The sequence below is a fragment of the Marivita cryptomonadis genome (genome assembly GCF_002115725.1).
Taxonomy (GTDB): Bacteria; Pseudomonadota; Alphaproteobacteria; order Rhodobacterales; family Rhodobacteraceae; genus Marivita; species Marivita cryptomonadis.
The window spans coordinates 155,359-176,959 of the sequence record NZ_JFKD01000011.1; the positions used below are offsets into that span (position 1 = coordinate 155,359).

Here is a 21,601-nt window from a genome sequence, read left to right on the forward strand (position 1 = left end):
TGAGGCCGTTTTCCTCGACGAAACGACGCACAAGCGTCGACGCATGTGCTCTGCGCCGTTACGAGCCTAAGCCAGCCATCCGGTAAAGCGCACCGTTGCCGACGCTGAGGAACCAGAGTGCCCCATCCGGTCCTTGCCGGACATCGCGGACGCGCTGGGTGCTGTCCCCTTGGATCTGTTCAACCTCCTGTAACGGCGCGCCTTCGAGGCGGGAAATGTAGTCGAACTTTAGCGATCCTGCGAACATGTCGCCTGACCATGCCCGGATCGGACCACCGTTGTAGAAGGTCAGCCCAGACGGCGCCATGGATGGGTCCCAGTAGGCCACTGGCTGCTCCATACCGGGCATGGACGTGCCCTCGCCGATGCTGCGACCCGAGTAATGCGTGCCATAAGAGATCACCGGCCAGCCGAAATTTGCGCCTTTCCGGATTCGGTTCACTTCATCCCCGCCACGTGCGCCATGTTCGGTGACCCAAAGCTGGCCGTTACTGTCCATCGCCGCGCCCTGCGGGTTGCGATGACCGTAGGACCAGATCTCAGGCTGAACGCCTGCGGTGTTCACGAACGGATTGTCCGAAGGCACAGCCCCGGTCTTTGTAATGCGCAAGACCGATCCATTATGCAGGCTGCGATCCTGTGCTGTGTCATCAGACCCACGATCGCCGACCGTGATGAACAATGTCCCGTCTTGCGCCTCAACGATCCGCGAGCCGAAATGTCGCCCCCCGCTCGACCCGGGCGCGATTTCGAAAATCGTCTCGTGATCAGTAAGTGCCGTTCCATCGGAATGGAGCACCGCCTTGGTCACCGCCGTGCCGCTGCCACGACCTTGACGTTTGGCGTGGGTAAAGAACAGCGTGCGGCTTTGCGCGAAATCACGGGGCACAAGCACGTCAAGCAAGCCGCCCTGCCCGTCCACATCCACTTCGGGCGGCGTGCGCAGCGTCACGACACCGGCACCCGGCGTGACGAGCAAAACGCGACCGTCGCGTTCGGTCACCACGATTTCGCCCTCTGGCAAAAAGCCAAACGCCCACGGCTCGTCGAGCCCGGTCACCACGGCCGAGACCTGCATCTGGCCGGCACTGGTCTGGATCGTTTCCGACGTGACTTGCGCTATGACCGGGGCAAGGGCTGCGGACGACATCAACAAAGACACGGAAAGCGTAAAGCGGCGCAGGGCGGTCATGGGCAGATCTCCATTCGTCACAACTACCGTCTGAAATAAGTGCATCTGACCTTGCGGCAACTGCACTTACGAAGTCGTGAGCGGATGCCGGATGGTGGAAAAAGATTCGAAACGTCCCAACCTCAAACCCTAAGTTATTGAAAACGTGAGCGATGCACCGAACGCCTTGCAATGCGTGAGGCCTTTTCTTTTCCACAGCATCTGAATATCGTCTTTGCGAGAACACAGCGATGTTCCAACACGGGAGAATAATTATGAAAAAGTTTCTGACAGCCACAGCGGCTGGCGCGTTGATGGCGGGTTCGGCCTTTGCCGCGAGCCATTCCAATGAAATCAAGATGGGTATCATCCTGGGCTTCACTGGCCCGATTGAATCCCTGACACCTGCCATGGCGGCCGGTGCCGAAATGGCGATTACCGAAGTGTCCGAAAGCGGCAAACTGCTGGGCGGCGCAACTGTGTCAGCCGTGCGCGCGGATTCGACCTGCGTCGACAGTGCAGCCGCGACCGCCGCGGCAGAACGCCTGATCACATCCGACGGCATCAGCGCAATGATGGGCCCCGATTGCTCCGGTGTGACCGGCGCGGTTCTGGCCAACGTGTCTGTGCCCAACGGCATGGTCATGATTTCGCCTTCCGCCACTTCGCCCGCTCTGTCGGCTGCCGAGGACAATGGCCTGTTCTTCCGCACCGCACCTTCGGATGCGCGTCAAGGTGCCGTGCTGGCCGGGATCATGATCGAAAAGGGCATCACAAGTGCCGCTGTGACCTATACCAACAACGACTATGGCAAGGGCTTTGCCGACGCGTTTCAGGCCGCCTACGAAGCGGCTGGCGGGTCGGTGACCTTGTCCGCGCCGCATGAAGACGGCAAGGCGGATTACTCGGCTGAAGTCGGTGCTTTGGCGTCTGCCGGTGGCGACGCTCTTGTCGTGCTCGGATATGTCGATCAGGGTGGCGCAGGCGTCATTCAGGGCGCGCTCGACACGGGCGCATTCGACATGTTCGCCATGGGTGACGGCATGATCGGCGACTCGCTGGTCGAACGGTTTGGCGACGATATCGCCGGCATGATCGGCACAGCGCCGGGTTCGGACAACGCGGGTGCTGCGATGTTCGCAGAAATGGCAACGGCAGCCGGGATCGATGGTACATCGGTCTATGCGGGTGAATCCTACGATGCAGCCGCGCTGATGCTTCTGGCGATGGCCGCCGCAGGTTCGAAAGAGCCAGGCGACTACCAGTCCAAAATCTTCGATATCGCAAACGCACCGGGCGAGCAGATCCTGCCGGGTGAGTTGGGCAAGGCAATCGACATTCTCGCGGCGGGCGGCGACGTCGACTACCAAGGCGCGACAGGCGTCGAATTGGTCGAGCCGGGTGAAGCGGCGGGTTCCTATGCGGAATTCACTGTCGAAGGCGGCGCGTTGACGGTTGTCGGCTACCGCTAAGCCGTCCACGGCACTCGATACCAAGCGGCGCGGGAGATTTCTCGCGCCGTTTCACTATAGAAGGCGGGCCGGACAACACCGCCACAGGGATGCACGATGATCGAGGTGAAGAACCTTCACCGCCATTTCGGCGGTTTCCGCGCGGTTGATGGCGCCTCTCTCGAAATCGAGACCGGCTCCATCACTGGTCTTGTCGGCCCAAACGGAGCCGGAAAAACAACACTTTTCAATGTGGTGGCGGGCGTTCTTCCACCGACGTCCGGGCAAGTTTTCATGGCGGGCGAGGATATCACAGGCCTGCCACCGCACACGCTGTTTCACAAAGGGCTGCTGCGCACGTTCCAGATCGCGCATGAATTCAGTTCCATGTCCTGTCGCGAGAACCTGATGATGGTGCCGGGGGGGCAAACCGGCGAAACATTGTGGAACACATGGTTCGGGCGCAAGCGCATCGCGGACGAGGAACGCGCGCTGCGGGCCAAGGCGGATGAAGTGTTGGAATTCCTGACCATCGAACACCTCGCAGACCACAAGGCTGGTCAGGTGTCTGGCGGTCAGAAGAAACTGCTGGAACTGGGCCGCACCATGATGGTGGATGCGCGCATCGTCTTTCTGGACGAGGTCGGTGCAGGTGTGAACCGCACCCTGCTCAATACCATTGGTGACGCGATCATCCGGCTCAACAAGGAACGCGGCTACACGTTCTGCATGATCGAACACGACATGGATTTCATCGGACGGCTATGCGACCCGGTGATCGTCATGGCCGAGGGCAAGGTGCTATCGAAAGGCACGATTGACGAGATCAAAGCGGACGAACGCGTGATCGAAGCCTATCTGGGCACCGGTCTGAAAAACAAGGAAGCGGTCGGATGAGCGGCAATCCCTATCAGGACGACCGTGGCAACAAGGACGCGTCGATCACCAACCCGCACGGTCAGGGCACGCTGATCGCTTCGGGCACGCAGGTGCGCCCCATGCCGGGCGGTGACGGGCCGTTTCTGATCGGCGAGAACATGACCGGTGGCTACGGCAAGGCTGGCCCCGACATCCTGCACGGCTGCACCATCGCCGTGGAGAAAGGCGAGATCGCGGTAATCGTTGGCCCTAATGGTGCGGGCAAATCGACCGCGATGAAGGCGGTTTTCGGGATGCTGGATCTGCGCGAAGGCCGTGTGCTTCTCGATGGCGAGGACATCACCCAACTGACGCCACAGGCGCGGGTGCGCTATGGCATGGGCTTTGTGCCGCAGACATCCAACATCTTTACGTCGATGACGGTGGAAGAGAACCTCGAGATGGGGGCGTTCATCCGCACCGACGATTTCCGCAAGACGATGGAACAGGTCTACGAGTTGTTCCCGATCCTGCGCGAAAAGCGCCATCAGGCGGCGGGCGAACTGTCTGGAGGTCAGCGCCAGCAGGTTGCCGTGGGGCGGGCGCTGATGACCCAACCCAAAGTGCTGATGCTGGACGAGCCAACAGCGGGTGTGTCGCCCATCGTGATGGACGAATTGTTTGACCGCATTATCGAAGTGGCCCGCACCGGGATCTCGATCTTGATGGTGGAACAGAATGCCCGGCAAGCGCTTGAAATTGCTGATAAAGGGTATGTCTTGGTGCAAGGCGCGAACGGCTATTCGGGGACCGGCAAGGATTTGCTGGCCAATCCCGATGTGCGCCGGTCGTTCCTTGGTGGCTGACGGGGCGCGCGTGGAGATGTGGAATTTGCATATTTTTGAAAAGAAGAAGATGGGGATGCGCCCCGTCCGCAGCGGAGGTCACCTGATATGGACCTGCTGAACGGCGTTGTCGCTCTGGCCAATTTCGTGCTGATCCCAGCGATTGCCTATGGCAGCCAGCTGGCGCTGGGCGCGCTTGGGGTGACGCTGATATACGGCATCCTGAGGTTCTCGAACTTCGCCCATGGCGACACGATGGCTGTGGGCACAATGGTCACGGTGCTCGCGACTTGGGGATTGCAGGCCATGGGGGTCAGTCTGGGGCCCTTGCCTACAGCCCTGCTTGCGATTCCGATCGGCATCTTGGGTGCGACGGCACTTGTGCTGCTGACGGACAAGTATGTCTACAAATTCTACCGCGCGCAGAAGGCCAAACCGGTGATCTTGGTCATCGTGTCGATGGGCGTGATGTTTATCTACAACGGTCTGACGCGGATCATTATTGGCCCGGACGATTACCGTTTTGCGGATGGCGAGCGGTTTGTGATTTCTGCCCGAACCTTCCGCGACATGACGGGGCTTGAGGAAGGTCTGGCACTGCGCACAACGCAGGTGATAACCGTCATCACAGCGATTGCCGTGGTGGCGGCGCTGTTCTGGTTTTTGAACAAGACGCGCACCGGAAAATCCATGCGGGCGTTTTCCGACAACGAGGATTTGGCGCTGTTGTCGGGCATCAACCCCGAGCGCGTGGTGCTGGTGACATGGCTGATCGTAGCGTCCTTGGCGACGGTGGCCGGTGTGCTTTATGGCTTGGACAAGTCGTTCAAGGCCTTCACCTATTTCCAGCTATTGTTGCCGATCTTTGCCGCCGCCATCGTCGGAGGGCTTGGCAATCCGCTGGGGGCCATCGCGGGCGGCTTCGTGATCGCCTTTTCCGAGGTCGGGATCACCTATGCGTGGAAAAAGGTGCTGGTGTATATGATGCCCCCTGCCCTTGAGCCCGACGGCTTGGTGCAGATCCTGAGCACCGAATACAAGTTCGCAGTCAGCTTTGTGATCCTTGTGATCGTGTTGCTGTTCCGACCGACCGGTCTGTTCCGGGGGAAATCGATATGAGAACCGTTCTGCTTTTCGGGGCTGTGGCCTGTCTCATTTTGGGAACCGGATTTTTGCAAAGCTGGAACTCGGCACTGCTGATCCTGAACATGGGGCTGATCAGCGCCGTGATGGCGCTGGGGGTGAACCTGCAATGGGGTCTTGCGGGGCTGTTCAACGTAGGTGTCATGGGATTTGTGGCGCTGGGCGGCTTGGCAGTTGTGCTGATCTCGATGCCGCCCGTGGGTGCGGCATGGCAAGCTGGTGGCGGTGGTATCTTGTTGGGCCTTGTGTTGGGTGCGGCAACCATCGTGGCGGCGGTTCTGGTCTGGGCGCGCACATCGGGCAAACTGCGCGGCTGGGGCACGGCGGGCGTATTGCTGATCGGAATGGTGATCTACCGGATGGTGCTCGACCCTTCGGTCGAGGCGGTCGAGGCGGTCGATCCAGCGCTGGCGGGATACTTGGGCGGGTTGGGCCTGCCGGTGTTGCTGGCTTGGCCTGTCGGCGGAGTTCTGGCGGCGGGTGCCGCCTATGTGATCGGCAAGACGGCGCTGGGCTTAAGGTCTGACTACCTCGCCATCGCGACGCTGGGGATTGCCGAGATCGTCATTGCAATCCTGAAGAACGAAGATTGGCTGGCGCGGGGTGTGAAGAACGTCATCGGGCTACCCCGCCCGGTGCCTTACGAAGTGGACCTGCAGAACGATCCCGCCTTTGTGGAGCGCGCCGCCGGCTTCGGGCTGGATGCGACCACAGCATCGACGATCTACGTGAAGATCGAGTACGGCTTGCTGTTCGCCGCCGTCCTGATCGTGCTGCTGGTGCTGTCGCAGCTTGCGTTGAACAGTCCATGGGGCCGGATGATGCGGGCGATCCGCGACAACGAGACCGCCGCTCGCGCAATGGGCAAGGATGTGACCGCGCGCCATTTGCAGGTGTTCATCCTTGGTTCGGCCATATGCGGCGTCGCAGGCGCAATGATGACGACGCTGGACGGGCAGTTGACGCCGGGCAGCTACCAACCGCTGCGCTATACGTTCCTGATCTGGGTGATGGTGATTGTTGGCGGATCCGGCAACAACCTTGGTGCGGTCTTGGGTGGGTTCCTGATCTGGTTCCTTTGGGTGCAGGTGGAACCGATGGGGCATCTTCTGATGTCGCTGATCACGGCGGGCATGGCGGATGGATCCTGGCTCAAGGCACATCTTCTGGACAGCGTGCAGCATATGCGCCTGCTGACCATGGGGATCATCCTGCTTTTGGTGCTGCGACTGAACCCCAGAGGCCTGTTGCCGGAACGCTGAAATCGACCCGCGCCGTATGAGACCTTTCGGCAAGAGACGGCGCGGGCAGAACTCCTTACTCTGATGTGATAGGCAGAGGGTCGCCGCGTCTGCCGAAAGGACGACAGAAGAGAGCAGAACCATGCGAGATATTCCGATAGCCGAGCTGAACGCATTGGTGGTGGATGACCATCCCCTGTTCTGTGACGCGCTCATGCTCACCCTGCGCTCCATCGCTGACTTCTCTGAAATCCAGACGGCCGGGACAATGGATGCGGCCCTTGCCAAGGTTGCTGCTGATGCGGATTTCGATCTGATCCTGTTGGATCTGAACCTGCCCGATGTGAACGGCCTTGATGGGCTGGTCCGGCTGCGGACAGCGGCACCGAAATCGACAATCCTGATCGTGTCGTCGATGGCCGACAACCGGATGATCAGCCACGCGCTCAAGGCTGGCGCAAACGGGTTTGTGCCCAAACATTCTCAACGTGCGGTGTTCCGAAGGGCCTTTGACGCAGTGCGCGAAGGTCAGTCGTTTGTGCCCGATGGCTATATCGATCCGCAGGGGCAGGACAACAATCGCGACGCGCCCGAAGAGGCCCTGTCGCGGCTCGCATCACTGACCAATCAGCAGGCGCGCATCCTTAATCTGATCTGCGAAGGCAAGCTGAACAAGCAGATCGCCTTTGATCTTTCCATAGCCGAGACCACCGTCAAAGCCCATGTCACAGCGATCATGCGCAAGCTGGGCGTGCACAGCCGGACTCAAGCTGTACTGATCGCCCAAGAGGCGCGCTTTAACCGAGTCTTGCCAAGCGACGCCTGATCCTCCTATCATCCCCGATAGCCAACACTTGGGAACCAAAGAGTGGAAGGAAGCCGGGTATTTCCTGAGGCCGAACGTTCTGAGACCGCCAAAGAGGTCATTGCAGTCGCGCAAGTGCGCTGTGATGATCCCGACCCCGCAGACCAAATAGCCAAACAACTCGGACCGGGACCTTTCGAGCTTGTTTGTCTGTTTGTGTCTCCGGAGGCGGATTTCGCAGAACTGGTGGCCACCACTGCGCACCTCTTTGGGGGCGCAGATGTTTTGGCGTGCACCACGGCGGGGGAAATTGGCCGTGCCGGGTACGAAGACGATCAGATCATTGCCGTAGCGTTTCGCAAGAATCACTTTAAAACAATCACATACTCTATTGAAAAACTTGACGAAATCGAAGAGCAATCTGTCGCCGATGCATTGATCGAAGCCCGACTGTCGCTGACGCAGAAAACCCCTGACTGGACGTCGGAATTCGCGTTCCTCATGGTCGACGGGTTAAGCCTTCGGGAAGAGCAGTTGACCGCATTCCTGTCGGCAGGCCTTGGGCCGACGCCGCTGTTTGGGGGCTCCTCCGGCGATGGCACGCGGTTCGGTCAGACATGGCTTGCCCGAAATGGCGAAGTGATGCGCAACGCTGCGATCGTGGTGGTGGTGCGTTGTGACCGCCCCGTACGGGTGTTCAGCCTGGATCACCTGGTGCCGACCGAGCAGCGGATGGTGGTGACCTCGGCCTCGCCCGAGGATCGCGTTGTGCATGAAATCAACGCAGAGCCTGCAGCATTGGAATACGCGCGACTTCTTGGGCTGGATTCGCACCAGTTGGACCAATTCACCTTTGCCGAACACCCGGTGGTGGTGCGGCTGGGTGATGTCCATCACGTGCGTGCCATCCAGCAGGTCAAGGAAAACCACGATCTGGTGTTCTTTTCGGCCATCAACGAAGGCATGGTCCTGACGCTGGCGACCCATGATGACATCGTCGCCCATCTTGACCGCGGGTTGAGCGACTTGGGCAAACACGACAAGCCCGAGTTCATTCTTGGCTGCGATTGTATCTTGCGCCGGATCGAAGCCGGGCGTTTGCAGAAAACCCGGGCGGTGTCAGATGTTCTGAGCGCGCACCATGTCGTTGGGTTTTCGACCTATGGTGAACAGATCGGTGGGCTGCATGTGAACCAGACCCTGACGGGTGTGGCCATCTACCCGCCCCCCAGCGGTGAGGCGACCCGTGTCCCTGATTGATCCCCGAGACAGTCTGGAACGACAGAACGAAAAATTGCTCAAGATCGCTGACAGTCTGATGCGGCGCGTCGAATACGGTGTGTCGCATTCCGGCGCGGCGTATGCACAGTTCGAACGCGCGGCCCTGCTGGAAAAGCGTGTGCGCGAGCGGACGCTCGAGCTGGAACGCACGCTGGACCTGCTGCACGACGCCAATGGCCAGCTTGCCCGTGCCAATCAGGAAACCGAAGCGGCCCGGCGTAACCTTGCCGACGCGATCGAGACCATTTCCGAAGGCTTCGCACTTTTCGATCCGCATGACGACCTTGTCATGTGCAACTCGCGCTTTTGCCGGGATTTCCGCGATACGGCGGATGATCTCAAGCCCGGTCTTGCCTTTGACAGCTATGTCGACCGGGTCAGCCGGTCTGCCTATCTGCATCTGCCGGATCATCAGGACCGCAACACTTGGGCCAAGATGCGCCGTCAGCGCCACAAGGACCGGCGGGTGATGTTCAACGTGCAACTGACGCATGATCGTTGGCTGCAAGTCTCGGAACACCGCACTGCGAATGGCGGCACCGTGGTGCTTCAGACAGACATTACCGACATCATGCGGGTGGAACGTCAGGAACAGGCCAAGCTGCGGGACAAGCAGACGCGGATGATCCGCGCGACGCTGGATCACCTGAACCAGGGCGTGTGCATCTTTGACGAAAACGCGCGGCTTGTGGGATGGAACCAAAAACTGGGCAGCCTGCTGTCGATCCCCGCGCGGCGATTGCGGATCGGTGCGTCATTCACCGGGCTGTTGGATGATCTGGATGACACATTCCAGTTCACGCGCGGCATCGACCGGGCGTCGTTCCGGCGTTGGGCCACGTCAGATGGGCTGCGACAGCCTGTGTCCTTTGAGGTGCAGCGCGGAGACAGCATCGTTCTGCACATCTTTGGGCGCGCCATGCCGGATCGGGGGTTTGTGATCTCGTGCACCGATGTGACGGCCGAACGCGAGGCGGCGCAAAAGCTCTATGAGTTGAACGAGATCCTCGAACAGCGCGTGATGGAGCGCACACTTGAGCTGGAAGACGCGCTGAGTGCTGCAGAACGGGCCAATGCATCGAAGTCGCGCTTTGTGGCGGCAGCCAGCCATGACCTTTTGCAACCCCTGTCGGCGGCCAAACTGTTCATGGCGTCCTTGTCCGACAAAATCGAAACCCCAAACGAACAGGCCGTGCTGGCCAAGGCCGAGACCGCGTTAGGCGCGGCCGAACAGATCATCGACGCATTGCTCAACATCTCGAAACTGGAAACTGACGGGTTGAGTTTCGACATTCGTCCGGTCGCTCTGCGCGAAATTTTCGATCCCCTTCGCGACGAGATGGAAATGCTGGCTGCCCAGAAAGGTTTGGTGCTGCGCATCGTCGACAGCTCGCACGTGGTCGAATCCGATCCGTCCTACCTGCGTCGGATCGTTCAGAACCTGCTGACCAATGCCATTCGCTATACCGATACAGGTCGGGTGATCGTCGGCGCCCGACGCAACGGCGACTCTGTCCGGATCGAGGTCTGGGACACCGGGCCGGGGATTGCCGAAGAAGACCAGAACACGATTTTCGAAGAGTTCCGCAGGCTTGATACCAAGGCCAGCAACAATGACGGGCTGGGCCTTGGGCTGGCCATCGTGGAGCGTGCCTGTGCAAGACTGGGTCATCCGCTGGGGCTGTGGTCCGAACCCGGGCGCGGGTCGTGTTTCATGCTGAACGTGCCGCTGGCCCGACAGGCACAGTTGCACATGCCAGTGAAGTCACGCAATTCATCGGCGATGAGCCTGCTGAAATCCGGGTTGATCATTCTGCTGGTCGAAAACGACCCGCAACTGCGACGCGCCATGTCGATCCTGATCGAAAGCTGGGGCGTGAGCGTGATCGAAAGTGAAGACGCGGAAAGCGCGCTGGACCTGATGGAGGATCTGCAGATTACCCCGGATGGGTTACTTCTGGACTACCAGTTGGGCGACGGCGCTTCCGGCACAGAGCTTTTCGAAGAACTGACACGCCGACTGGGTCGCCTGCCCTGTGCTATCGTATCTGCGGAGCGCTCTGCGACATTGCGGCAAGAGACGAAACGACTCGAGATCGACCTTCTGCTCAAGCCGCTGGACAGAACCAAGCTGATCGACTTTCTGCACAGTACCGCCCGCGAAATCGCAAGCTGACCGTCACTCCGCCACTTTCTTTCCGGACTTGGAGTCAGGCGCGACAAGGTAGTCCTTGACCCGCTCGGCAATTGCATCCGGCCACCGTCGGGTGCGCAAGGCCACGGCTTCGGACAAAACCAGCGTGCCGGTGATCGTGACACGGGTTTCCGCACCGGTGGTGGCGCTCAGTTCCAGCCACATGCTGCTCCGACGCAGTTCACGCACCGACAGGCGCCATGTCAGACGATCCCCCAAACGGCTGGGCGCGGGGAATTCGGCGCTGATGTTGACAAAGGGCAAGGACAGACCGTCGCTGCCCTGAATTTGGCTCATTGGCCAATCCAGCGCTTCATCGAGCCAATTTTCGATAACGGTATGAACCATGTCGAAGTATCTGGGCAGAAAAACGATGCCTGACGGCTCGCAATCGCGAAGCATGACATCGTGAACATACTGATAAGCCGGCATTCCGGGGCGTCCTGTGTTCGTCTTTTCGGTCCGTTTCTGGCAAACTGCGCATACGGTATCCCACTGTATTCCAGAACAACGATGAACTTTTCAACTTTTTTTGTCACTGCCGCTCAATTTGATGGCGAGACTAAAGTCGTAGACCGGCCTGCTCTGGCCCGTTTCACCGACCGATGACGATATCCGCCCGCAAGCCGCCCATCGTCTCGCTTTCGCCCAAACGCAGAACACCACCATGCGCACGCGCAATGTCAGCGGCGATTGCCAGACCCAGCCCGACACCTGACCCCTTGTCCTGATTGCGCGCCGGGTCCAGCCGTACGAAGGGGCGCAGCGCCACATCGCGCTGGTCGGTGGCGATACCGGGACCATCATCTTCGATCCGGATGCGCAAAGACTTGTCGGTCAAGGCCACGGACACTTCGCAACGCGACCCATAACGCTCGGCATTATTAATGAGGTTTTCCACCGCACGCCGGATCGCCATCTGACGCAGCATCACCTGCCCGGTTCCCGTCGCCTCGACCAATGTCACCGGAACACCACTGCGCGCGCAATCCTCGACGACTTGCTGAACAAAATCAGGAATGTCAGTGGGTTCGGGCTGGGCGCTGTCGGCATTGCCGCGCGCGAAATCCAGAAACGCGTCAATCAAGCGCTGCATGTCGTCGATATCGCGCTCCAGCGGCTCGCGATCTTCGTCATCGAGCATCGACACCGCCAGCCGCAAACGAGTGAGCGGCGTGCGCAGATCGTGACTGATCCCCGATAGCATCATGGTGCGCTGTTCGATCTGCCGTTCGATCCGGGCGCGCATGTCTAAAAACGCATGCCCCGCCGCCCGAACCTCGACTGCACCGGACGGTGAATACGGCACGTGCCGTCCACGCCCGAACGCTTCTGCGGCTCCGGCGAGGCGGGTGATCGGGCGCAACTGATTGCGCAGGTAGAGGTAAGCGATGACAGTCAGCACCGCACCAAAGACGACCATGTTCACCAAAAGCTGGTGCGGATTGGACGCGGACGCCCGTTCTCGGTCGAATTCGATCAGAACCAGAGGATCGTCGCCGCGTTGCACCCAGACCAGAACCGTCCAATCATCGACCAGATGCGCCCGTTCGAACCCGATGACATAGGAGCGCAGCGTGCGGATCACCACGATCCCCGAAAAGTCATACCACCGCCGCAGATCCTGCGAAGGCAAGGCGTCCGGTTCCGTCGGCAGAAAATCGAGACGCAGCGCTCTGGCGATCCCCGGATCATCCACCCATTGCGGATCAAGCGAGGTGTTGATCTGCCGGGCGATCTCGCGGGTCATCTGTTCGGTGACGCCTTCGAAATGCCGTTGGACAAACACCACAGAGACCACCAGCTGCAGCGCCACGACGGGCAGCAGCAGGATCAGCGCGGCGCGCCCGTAAAGGCCTCGGGGCATGTAGCGTTTGAGCCAATCAAATGTCATGCTGCGACGCTACTCCAGCTGTGGGCAAAACGGAATGTCCGGGCGCGACAGGGATTGCATTTCCCGGTGCGCCCTGATGCTGTCAGGTCATGATGCGCGATCCCCAACCCGACTTTCAGCCCGAACCGGGCATTGCCGAGTGGCTTGCCCCCGGTCTGCGCCGCGTGCTGGCACCGAACCCGTCGCCCATGACCTTTCGAGGCACCAACACATATTTGATCGGTGACGGAGATCTGGCGATCATCGATCCTGGTCCATCCGACGAAAACCACTTGAACGCTCTAATTCAATCCATTGGGACAGAACGTGTTTCCGCCATTCTTGTTACTCATGCCCATGTTGATCATTCGCCATTGGCCCGCGCTCTTGCGGACAGAGTAAACGCGCCGATCTACGCGTTCTCGGACGCCACAGGTGGACGCAGCGCTGTGATGCAGCAACTCGCGGCGACCGGCCTGATGGGCGGTGGTGAAGGTGTGGATCGGGATTTTCAACCGGACATCCTACTTACCGATGGTGAAACTGTGTCGGGCGACGGATGGACCCTGCGCGCCTTGCACACGCCCGGCCATTTCGGCAACCACCTCAGCTTTGCATGGAACGACGTGTTGTTCTGCGGCGATCTGGTGATGGGCTGGGCCAGCTCTCTGGTGTCTCCCCCCGATGGGGACCTGACAGACTTCATGGCATCCTGTCGGCGATTGCAGTCGCAAGACTGGTCCGTGTTTCATTCTGGGCATGGTGCGCCGATCCTCGATCCTGCGGAGCGGCTGGACTGGTTGATCAACCACCGACTGTCGCGCGAAGCAGCTGTGCTGGAGGCGTTACAGGACGGCCCCGCCACGAGCGCCACCCTTGCCAAGCGCATCTACACCGACACTCCGGCCGCGCTGCTTCCTGCGGCCACACGAAACGTCCTTGCACATCTCATTGATCTACATGGGAAAAACACTGTGTCTCCGATAGGATCACTCCACGCAGAGGCGCTTTTTTCCCTGACATGACGGTGATTTCATTTTTTTCACAAATCCCTCTGGACGCGCCTGATCACTGTTGCTAAACCCCGCCTCGTGTTCCGGCGTAGCTCAGCGGTAGAGCAGTTGACTGTTAATCAATTGGTCGTAGGTTCGATCCCTACCGCCGGAGCCAATTTTACCGTAAGGGTCTGATATCAGTAACTTTCCCCTTCGGGGGTCCGTTACTGTGACACCAGACTGTGACACCGCTGCGGCGGTGTATTTAGGTCGGTCTCCTATCTGGAGCCCGAAAATGACCGCTCTCCCCCATCTCACTTGCCGAGACGGCGTCTATTACTGGCGACGCAAGGTGCGGCCGCAATCCACAAGAATCGTCGACCTCAGGGTCTCGTTGCGCACCACAGACCGGGGTCGAGCGACTATATTAGCCCGTGTACTGAGCGCGGAGAGCGAACCACTTATGGCGTCCCTTGAGCAAGACCGGATCACCCTGGACGAAGCCAGGAAATACCTGCAACACGTGGTCAGAACCCATGTGACCGCAGAGCATGATTTGCGACAAGACCTGCGGTTCCGCTACGGGGCACCACCCTGCAAGATTGAACGGCAGATCACCTCCGGCATGACAGAAGCCTGGGACATTCTGGCCGAACAAGGGATCGGCGCGACAATATCCGACCAGGTTGAGCAGGAGCTGATCGCAGCAGGCCGCAGTCGCGCCGAGGTGGCCATGCTCCGGCTAATCCTTGACGGACACTACAGGCCGATGTTGCAGGGTCACATCGGCGCAGATCGCAGGGCCGCCGAATTCGAGAAGGTCACCGGGCGTCGGATCAACGGGGACCGAGAAGCCATCCAGCTGCTCGAGCTGTTCATTGAGGGCAAGCGAGCGGCCAACGCGGTGGTGACAACCCCGCCTGCACGTGCACTCGCGTCTGACGTGATGGACCGGTTCGATCCGGTACAAGGCACGTTCCCGCAAGACGCTGAGCAACCAGAATCCCCCCGTTCGCCCGATCCCGTCGCCGCTTCGGCCGTGACCGATGTTCAGCCACACGACACCCCCATCGTGGTCCAAGAAATCCTGCCGGATGAACCAGACTCTTCCGATCTCGACCCGTCGATCACCGCAGTCATCGAGAGGATGATCCAGTTCAAAAAACACGCGGATGACGGACTGGAAGAAAAGACGGCGCGCCAGTACCGCGCTTTTGGGACCCTTCTTCAACGGGTTACAGGCAAGACTGATGTTCGGTCCCTTCTCCAAGCCGATTTCGTGAAACTTAGGTCTGTCCTTCTTCAGTTGCCGAAATCCTTCGGCAAATCGCCGTCAGATCACACCCTCCCGATAGAATCGGTCCTCGCCAAGGCCGAAGGTCTCCCGAAGGAAAAGGTCGGCTTGGCGGTCGGCACGGTTAACAGATACGTGGACCACGCAAGCGCACTCATTTCGGCGGCCAAGTCTGAGGGTTTCGAACTACACCCACGGCTTGATCCCGGCCTCCTGCGGCGCAAGGAAAAGGGGCGTGCGCGCGACAAGAAGCGGACCTTCACTCGAGAAGAACTCGAAACCTTCTTTAGGCACCGATATTGGAGCGATCCCGAGCCGGGGCCTTGGCTACCTCCTCTCGCCGCACGACGCAGGAGCGGACTGTACTGGGTTCCCCTGATCGCGGCGTATAGCGGCCTGCGGCGCGAGGAAATCGCTGGCATCGGCGTGGACTACGTTAGGGAAGAGGGAGGGATCACCTATTTTGATGTGATCACCACCACCGACCGTCGGATCAAGAACTCATCTTCGAGGCGAAAGGTCCCACTTCACGACGACCTGATCCATCTGGGTCTGATGGAGTTTGTTCGCGATGCGCGGAAAGCTGGTTATGTTCGTCTTTTCCCTGACCTCAAGGAACCGGCCTCTAACATCATGGGGCGCAGGGTCGGTCGCAAGGTCGAAAAATTTGTCAAGGACATATGGGGCAGCGAAGGCACCGGTTTATCACTCCAAAGCGCCCGACATTACGTCCAGCACGTCCTCGATCTCGACAAGGAGGTACCCGCCAAAGTAGCGCGCGACATCATGGGTCACGAAGGTCAGGACGTACATGACTCAGTATATGGAGACCATTCTCCCCTTCCCGCGCTAAAAGCCGCGATCGATCGCCTGCCTTCACTTAGCGGGGTGCTGACATTGCCTCGGTAGGTGGAACGGGAGAGCGACCCCAGGCACTTTACAGTCTGGTCGATAATCGCAGGGACGCTTCAGAAGCCCGGACTATCTACGTCGTCATGAGGTTCCGTGGGCTGATTTTCTCCCTCCATCGCTGGTCGATCCGTCGAAATGTTTTCGTCGGTCCCCGCTATCGCCTGCTGCCCATCCAGACGGGCAGCCGGATCGACACGGAGCCCCAGAGCGTCCGCGAGTTCATGCATACGGCCCGGATATCCGGACGCCAAGATCTCCGCGCGCGCGTTTGGCCGGCTCCGCATGAGCGGCACCGGGCCAGCCGAAACGAGAAAACCGCCCCTACCCTCGACCCGAAGGCTGAGGGTGACACCCCAAGCCAGTGTCAGGCGCGCAAGGACGCCAACGGTTTCGACCAACGTTACCGGATATGGGCCGTCAAAGGCACGTTGATCTCGCGCAACATCTCCTCCATCCGCTCCATCCGCTCGGCCTGTGCGGACTGATCCGACCTGATCGATGCGATCGTCGTTTGAATCGACTCGACCTTTGTCGCCGTGTCGGTGGACAGCTCCTGGAGGCTCCCCAGGTACTCGAAGAGTTTTTTGAGAAGAAGGTTCGACTCTTGGGGGACCTGCGCCAGTTCCTCGGCCAGCGGGTCCAGTCGGTCTGCGATCTCCTTCAGCCTGTGTAACAGCTGCCAAAGCGCCTCCACTGCGTCGTCGGCGCTGCCAGTCAGATTGATGATTTGTTGTTCCTCGTCGCTCATTGATGTCCTTCCACAGGTCAAGCTGCGCCCCGGCTGATGCCGACGCGGTTGCGAATAGTTTTATTACCGCGAGCTGAGCCGGCACCTCGCTCAGGTACCTGAGCAAATCAAGGCGCCGCAGGATTCCCTTCAGCGTGAACTGAAGCCCAATGCGCCCCCCCGGGAGCCATGCTGGGGGCCGAAAGTCGCGGAGCAAGGTGGGTTTCGGCGCAGCAAGAGAATAGGCTAACCCCTGTGTCCCATTCCTGTAGCTCCGCTTCTGAATCTCTACACCATGGCGTGCCGCCGATGCCACGAGACCTGGATAGGTGACCGGACGATCGACCGACAAACACTGGTTGATGCGCGAGCCGATCGTTCCCTTGTCTGTGGCGCCTTCGCGCTCGCGAGTTTTGGCGGCCCGGACCGGTGCTTCAATCATCACTGGCCCGCCCTTGATGTCGGGAAACGGCGTCGGCAGCCGGAGACGATGGGACAGCCGGTTTCCGAGTTCATACAAATCGCGGGTCATGTTCGGAACGATGGGTACGCCGTGGATCGTATAGCGGCTGAACAGCATGTGAACATGGTCGGTCGCGGCCCGGAGGTGTCGGTAGGCGACCCAAACCAGCTGGTGCATCGGCGTGCCGAGGTCGCGCAGCGTCGCCGAAAGGGTTGCCCGCCACGCACGTGCGGTCAGCTTGACTCCGCGTGGGGCCGATATCGTGAGGTGCCTCATAGGCGCGTCGTCCACCACGCCAAAGCGGGCGTGGTGGACCTCGAAGGCTCGGATCATGCGGGACGGCCTGTCAGCCAGTATGCTGCCCCCGAGGTAGGCACCACCCCTACGCGGATACCGGACGACGGCCAGGGTCAAAGGCGCTTCGGTTAGCTTGATGTTCATTTCGGGTCGGAGTCGGCGGCCACGTCCTTGATCGCCTCGAGGCCCTTTTCGATGCGACGCGCGACGTCCAGCAGATCAAGACGGACCCGCTCGCCGTCCGGATCATGCAACACGGCGTTGAGCTTCAAGGTTACGTCATGGCACCAGCCGGGCAGTCCATCCGCAGCGTCGCGACCAAGGTGCCCAAGACCGGCGTCCCGGAGAAAAACACTCGCCTTCTTGTAGCCAAGCCGACGCGCACGCCCTTCAACAGCGCTTGCCGCTTCATCGCTGTACCGAACGGTATATGCCCGCATCTGTCCCACTCCCTTTGAAGAAGAAATGTGCGGCAGAGAGCCTCCTGGCAAGCGGTTATCCACATCTATCAGGGGCGCTGGGAATTTGATGCATTTCCCCTTTAAGTTCATGTATCGGCAAACCGCGAATTATCGCCCCGCGAACGACATACGCATCTTCGTCTATCAATAACCGCATCAGCAATTCATAACGCCTCTGAATTTCAGGCATAGGTTTCTCAGATCCACCGATGAAGGCCTGAAAAGGAGGGTCCGGTTTCATTTTTTCATGGCTTCGTACCATCCTGATCAAGGACCAGAAGGAGCACCTGATGCGGCAGGATCATGTTTTCGACGACGGTTATACTGACGACTCACCGCTCCTTGAGGATATTCATGCCCTTGACCGTCTGGCAGATCCACAGGCTTGCGGCACGAGACAGGACCGGGTGGTCCAAGATGAATGCACGCTCCTCGACGATCTTCGCGCCGCTGATAGGATCCTATTCGGACGTAGCGCGATTGCCGAGGACGACATAACTGAAGAATCCCCAAACCTTTTGGACAGGCAGGTGCAGCAGATCGCAAACGGGGACCGCGGAGCAAAGCCAAGGGCTTATCTGAAAAAGAATATCGAACCAGAATATGTAAGCGCGGCACCCATACCATTTCAGCAGCCACCATTTCCTCTCGCCCGGGCCCCGCCCTGCGTTTTCGCAAGTCGTCGACTGCGAATAGCAGATTGACGAGGTCCCCGATGATTATCTGGACGGTGTCCGAGATGGAAACCCGATTTCCGGAGGCAAAACTGTTTGTCGTCGGCCGGGTATGTCATTAGTCGTGTGTGGATGCTCCCGGTTTCGCAAGGTGATTTCGGGACATTTTTTGGATCAAGTTTATCGGTATCGGTCGTGTGTCAGGCCTCATGAGGTGTGGCTCTGATCGCCACGGGCCGTTATGGAGTTCGATCGCCACGGGTCCAAATCGATCTTGAGGACTATTGATGTCCTTGACTACTATATGGTTTTCCCGTTGCGGATCAGCCGATGCTTTTGCCCATAATTGTCCTTTGATCTCCTTACTTTCCGGAGCGGATCAGCTGACGCTGACCAATCCGAACCTCCTTGCGATGTCAGGCATACTCAACCAAACCACCGCGATAATCCTGTTTCTTTGTGACCATAGCCCAAAGAATGCGGGCCATTTTGTTGGCCAGAGCGACGGCAGCTAGTGTTCCCTGTTTGCGCTCAAGCAAACGGCCTAGCCAACTGTCCGTTCTGACTCCTTTCCACCGCGCCCACCGGATGCAAACAGTGGCACCAGTGATCAACAATCGCCTGAGATCAGATTGACCCATCTTGCTGATCCGCCCGAGTTTGGTTTTACCTCCTGTCGAGAGCTGTTTCGGTACCAAACCGAGCCAGGCGGCAAAGTCGCGCCCGCGCTTGAAGCTTTCCATGGGTGGCGCAAACGCAAGGAACGCGGCTGCTGTGATCGGGCCCACACCCGGCATGGTGCGAAGGCGCTGGATATCGTGATCCTCTTTCGCTGCCGCTGTCATTTGGTTTTCCAAGGTAGAGATGGTCTGCGCGAGCTGAGCCATGTGGTGATAGTACAGGCGCGCGGTTTCGCGCACCAAATCCGGCATAGTGCCGTCTTGGGCTTCCATTGTGTCTTCATAGGCCATCAGTGCCGCGTCTCCCTTAGCGACAATGATCCCGTGCTCTGCAAAGTGCCCACGCAATGTTGTGATCAGTGTTGCCCTCTGTCGGGTTAAGGTCTGATGCGTGCGAAAGAGCATGGCGTGGGTCTGCTGCTCTTGGCTTTTGACCTGCACAAACCGCATGCCGGGTTGACGTACCGCCGTTGCAATCGCAGCAGCGTCATTGGCGTCATTCTTGGCAGAGCGCTTCACGAACGGTTTCACATAGATCGGCGGGATCAGCTTTACATCGTGTCCGATCTCCTGCGCATGACGCCCCCACCAATGGCTGGTCGCGCAAGCCTCCATTGCAACAAGGCATTTGGGGTGTTCCGACAACAGCTGGCTCAGCTTTCCGCGCGAGTATTTGCGATTGAAGACAATGACGCCTTCCGCCGTTGTCGCACAGACCTGAAACGAGTGCTTTGCAAGGTCGATGGCCAGAATGCTAATCTCTGACATGGATGCTTCCTTTCAATTGTACTGACTTCCAACAAAGCCAGTCTGGCACATTGTGATGCCGTTGTGGGAGGGAGCATCCACCCCATCAAACTTGAACAACGCGTTTCAGGCCGCAGCGATTGGATGGGGACGTTTATTTTCAGTTCGGGCGATTGCCGCTGCTGCTATAGCTTTGGTGATCATGGCGAGCAGTAGGCTCAAAAGCTTCCTGATGTGGTTCAGGATCTTGCGGAGATTGTGGCCGCAGCCGCAGAGGACAGCAAAGATGGCATCGCCGCGGAGCCCCTTGAGGGGGCATCTGGCAAGGCGACCGTCTGTTTTCATGTGTCCGATCTCGGGTTCGATGGCACTGCGTCGTCGCAGGAGCTTTTTCAGCGCGGGTGTGAGGCCGCGTTTGGACCCTGAGATCAGGACGCGGGTGGTTTCCACGCCGTGGCCACGATAGCCGCGGTCGACAACAGCCAGTTCAGGCCGTTGGTCCGTCAGGATTTCCACTTGCTCCAAAGCCTCGACCAGAGTGTGGCCATCATATGGGTTGCCGGGCAGCGCCCGTATGCTGACGACAAAGCCCTCGTCGATTGTCGTGGCGATGCTGACCTTGGTGCCGAACTCATAGCGGACCCGGGCCTTGCCCTTGGAGATGCAATCGACGTCGGGTTCATGCAGCGCATAGATTTTTCCACCGCCTCTGGGGGCTTGGTGCAACAAGCGCGAGACCAGCACCAGGGTGTCGAGGACCGTTTCCCGTAAGGTGCCCGGCGGGATGAGATCAATCTGACGCCGCAGGTCGCGCATGACCCGTCCGGTGTACCCCTTCAATGTTCGCAGGGCCTTGCGCATGCGTTTGAACTGTCGCGCGTGGGCATAGCGACCAACCTGCGCCGCCAGTAGTGGCGCCTTGCGCGCATAGGTCTGGCGCAGTTGAACCCCGGCCTCTTGAGCCAGGGCAACGATCTTGGCGCGTGCTTTCTCGTAGAGCCGCGCGTCGGTGGGATAGGCGATGTTCTTTTCCATGACGGTTGTATCAACGGACACGCGCGACAGACTGTCATCGTCCACAACGCCGCTTGAGCGCCCGGCCTCGATGGTTTTCGTCAGCAGCCACTCGGCCCCTTCATCGCCGATCCGGTCGCGCCATCGGCTGAGGGAAGACGGGTGGATCGGGGGCTGATGCTGGAAGAAGATCTCCCCCGTGAAATGCTGAAAGTATGGGTTCTCAACCCAGCGGGCGACAACGGCTTCATCGGACAGGCGATGCAGATGTTGAAGATACATCAGGCCCGCCACCAGCCGCGGCTGTGTCGCCGGGCGGCCGGTGCGTATTCCACGTGCATTTGAACACCTGTTCCATGAACACTTGAACGCTCATTCCATGGCCACTTGAACACCTTCTCCACGGGACTTGTACATCCGGTGCGGGTGGGTCGTGAGGCGATCTGGACACGCCTATTCTGCAGCCTTTGAGGCT

At 59.4% G+C, this 21,601-nt stretch carries 16 protein-coding genes, 1 tRNA gene and 2 pseudogenes; 11 read left to right on the plus strand and 8 right to left on the minus strand.

Going from position 1 to position 21,601, the window contains the following annotated elements; genetic code table 11:
- Positions 1–58: 58 nt before the first annotated feature.
- A complete protein-coding gene (locus MCRY_RS13785; protein ID WP_085630832.1) occupies positions 59–1,192 on the minus strand; it encodes a PQQ-dependent sugar dehydrogenase in 1,134 nt (377 codons plus the stop codon).
- A 254-nt stretch (positions 1,193–1,446) separates the two neighbouring features.
- Here MCRY_RS13785 and MCRY_RS13790 point away from each other — a divergent pair, with 254 nt between their 5' ends.
- From MCRY_RS13790 to MCRY_RS13825, 8 genes are all read left to right on the plus strand, one after another.
- Complete coding sequence (locus MCRY_RS13790; protein WP_085630834.1) at positions 1,447–2,643, plus strand: ABC transporter substrate-binding protein; 1,197 nt, start codon at positions 1,447–1,449, stop codon at positions 2,641–2,643.
- A 96-nt stretch (positions 2,644–2,739) separates the two neighbouring features.
- Entirely contained in the window at positions 2,740–3,519 is a 780-nt protein-coding gene (locus tag MCRY_RS13795; protein WP_085630836.1) for an ABC transporter ATP-binding protein, read from the plus strand.
- A complete protein-coding gene (locus MCRY_RS13800; RefSeq protein ID WP_085630838.1) occupies positions 3,516–4,346 on the plus strand; it encodes an ABC transporter ATP-binding protein in 831 nt (276 codons plus the stop codon). Before MCRY_RS13795 ends, MCRY_RS13800 begins: the two co-directional genes overlap by 4 nt.
- An 87-nt stretch (positions 4,347–4,433) precedes the next feature.
- Positions 4,434–5,444, plus strand: coding sequence for a branched-chain amino acid ABC transporter permease (locus MCRY_RS13805; protein WP_085630840.1), 1,011 nt, complete (start codon positions 4,434–4,436; stop codon positions 5,442–5,444).
- Positions 5,441–6,730: a branched-chain amino acid ABC transporter permease gene (locus MCRY_RS13810; RefSeq protein WP_085630842.1), complete on the plus strand. Its 1,290-nt coding sequence runs from the start codon at positions 5,441–5,443 to the stop codon at positions 6,728–6,730. Before MCRY_RS13805 ends, MCRY_RS13810 begins: the two co-directional genes overlap by 4 nt.
- Before the next feature lie 121 nt (positions 6,731–6,851).
- On the plus strand, positions 6,852–7,535 hold the full coding sequence (locus tag MCRY_RS13815) for a response regulator (protein WP_085630844.1): 684 nt from the start codon (positions 6,852–6,854) through the stop codon (positions 7,533–7,535).
- Between the two features lie 42 nt (positions 7,536–7,577).
- Complete coding sequence (locus tag MCRY_RS13820) at positions 7,578–8,774, plus strand: FIST N-terminal domain-containing protein (protein WP_085630846.1); 1,197 nt, start codon at positions 7,578–7,580, stop codon at positions 8,772–8,774.
- Positions 8,761–10,971, plus strand: a complete 2,211-nt coding sequence (locus tag MCRY_RS13825; RefSeq protein ID WP_085630848.1) for a PAS domain-containing hybrid sensor histidine kinase/response regulator — start codon at positions 8,761–8,763, stop codon at positions 10,969–10,971. Before MCRY_RS13820 ends, MCRY_RS13825 begins: the two co-directional genes overlap by 14 nt.
- A gap of 3 nt (positions 10,972–10,974) precedes the next feature.
- On the opposite strand, the gene MCRY_RS13830 is transcribed toward MCRY_RS13825, so the two are convergent.
- Positions 10,975–11,337 carry an acyl-CoA thioesterase gene (locus tag MCRY_RS13830; protein WP_138488166.1) on the minus strand — a complete coding sequence of 121 codons (363 nt, stop codon included), beginning with the start codon at positions 11,335–11,337 and terminating at the stop codon, positions 10,975–10,977.
- Between the two features lie 247 nt (positions 11,338–11,584).
- The gene (locus MCRY_RS13835) at positions 11,585–12,883 is read right to left on the minus strand and encodes an ATP-binding protein (RefSeq protein WP_085630852.1); all 1,299 of its coding nucleotides are present in this window, start codon (positions 12,881–12,883) and stop codon (positions 11,585–11,587) included.
- Positions 12,884–12,975: 92 nt separating this feature from the next.
- Here MCRY_RS13835 and MCRY_RS13840 point away from each other — a divergent pair, with 92 nt between their 5' ends.
- From MCRY_RS13840 to MCRY_RS13850, 3 genes are all read left to right on the plus strand, one after another.
- Positions 12,976–13,887, plus strand: a complete 912-nt coding sequence (locus MCRY_RS13840) for an MBL fold metallo-hydrolase (protein ID WP_085630896.1) — start codon at positions 12,976–12,978, stop codon at positions 13,885–13,887.
- Positions 13,888–13,957: 70 nt separating this feature from the next.
- Positions 13,958–14,032, plus strand: a tRNA-Asn gene (locus MCRY_RS13845).
- Between the two features lie 288 nt (positions 14,033–14,320).
- Positions 14,321–16,060: a site-specific integrase gene (locus tag MCRY_RS13850; RefSeq protein WP_085630854.1), complete on the plus strand. Its 1,740-nt coding sequence runs from the start codon at positions 14,321–14,323 to the stop codon at positions 16,058–16,060.
- Between the two features lie 403 nt (positions 16,061–16,463).
- Here the strand turns inward: MCRY_RS13850 and MCRY_RS13860 are convergent, their stop codons facing one another.
- The 5 genes and pseudogenes from MCRY_RS13860 to MCRY_RS13885 all read right to left on the minus strand — a co-directional run.
- Positions 16,464–16,811 (minus strand): hypothetical protein, encoded by a 348-nt coding sequence (locus MCRY_RS13860; protein WP_085630858.1) that lies wholly within the window; start codon positions 16,809–16,811, stop codon positions 16,464–16,466.
- Positions 16,812–17,352: 541 nt separating this feature from the next.
- A pseudogene (locus MCRY_RS23615) lies at positions 17,353–17,694 on the minus strand (relaxase/mobilization nuclease domain-containing protein); the annotation flags it as partial.
- Complete coding sequence (locus MCRY_RS13870; RefSeq protein WP_085630861.1) at positions 17,691–17,990, minus strand: hypothetical protein; 300 nt, start codon at positions 17,988–17,990, stop codon at positions 17,691–17,693. The gene MCRY_RS13870 and the pseudogene MCRY_RS23615, both read right to left, overlap by 4 nt.
- Before the next feature lie 1,111 nt (positions 17,991–19,101).
- Complete coding sequence (locus tag MCRY_RS13880) at positions 19,102–20,133, minus strand: IS110 family RNA-guided transposase (protein WP_085630864.1); 1,032 nt, start codon at positions 20,131–20,133, stop codon at positions 19,102–19,104.
- A gap of 105 nt (positions 20,134–20,238) precedes the next feature.
- Positions 20,239–21,450: pseudogene (locus tag MCRY_RS13885) on the minus strand (IS5 family transposase); the annotation flags it as partial.
- Between the last annotated feature and the right edge of the window lie 151 nt (positions 21,451–21,601).

Coding starts and splice junctions, on each gene's coding strand:
- MCRY_RS13785 (WP_085630832.1), bottom strand. CDS start 1,192: ATGACCGCCCTGCGCCGCTTTACGCTTTCCGTGTCTTTGTTGATGTCG.
- MCRY_RS13790 (WP_085630834.1), top strand. CDS start 1,447: ATGAAAAAGTTTCTGACAGCCACAGCGGCTGGCGCGTTGATGGCGGGT.
- MCRY_RS13795 (WP_085630836.1), top strand. CDS start 2,740: ATGATCGAGGTGAAGAACCTTCACCGCCATTTCGGCGGTTTCCGCGCG.
- MCRY_RS13800 (WP_085630838.1), top strand. CDS start 3,516: ATGAGCGGCAATCCCTATCAGGACGACCGTGGCAACAAGGACGCGTCG.
- MCRY_RS13805 (WP_085630840.1), top strand. CDS start 4,434: ATGGACCTGCTGAACGGCGTTGTCGCTCTGGCCAATTTCGTGCTGATC.
- MCRY_RS13810 (WP_085630842.1), top strand. CDS start 5,441: ATGAGAACCGTTCTGCTTTTCGGGGCTGTGGCCTGTCTCATTTTGGGA.
- MCRY_RS13815 (WP_085630844.1), top strand. CDS start 6,852: ATGCGAGATATTCCGATAGCCGAGCTGAACGCATTGGTGGTGGATGAC.
- MCRY_RS13830 (WP_138488166.1), bottom strand. CDS start 11,337: ATGGTTCATACCGTTATCGAAAATTGGCTCGATGAAGCGCTGGATTGG.
- MCRY_RS13835 (WP_085630852.1), bottom strand. CDS start 12,883: ATGACATTTGATTGGCTCAAACGCTACATGCCCCGAGGCCTTTACGGG.
- MCRY_RS13840 (WP_085630896.1), top strand. CDS start 12,976: ATGCGCGATCCCCAACCCGACTTTCAGCCCGAACCGGGCATTGCCGAG.
- MCRY_RS13850 (WP_085630854.1), top strand. CDS start 14,321: ATGGCGTCCCTTGAGCAAGACCGGATCACCCTGGACGAAGCCAGGAAA.
- MCRY_RS13860 (WP_085630858.1), bottom strand. CDS start 16,811: ATGAGCGACGAGGAACAACAAATCATCAATCTGACTGGCAGCGCCGAC.
- MCRY_RS13870 (WP_085630861.1), bottom strand. CDS start 17,990: ATGCGGGCATATACCGTTCGGTACAGCGATGAAGCGGCAAGCGCTGTT.
- MCRY_RS13880 (WP_085630864.1), bottom strand. CDS start 20,133: ATGTCAGAGATTAGCATTCTGGCCATCGACCTTGCAAAGCACTCGTTT.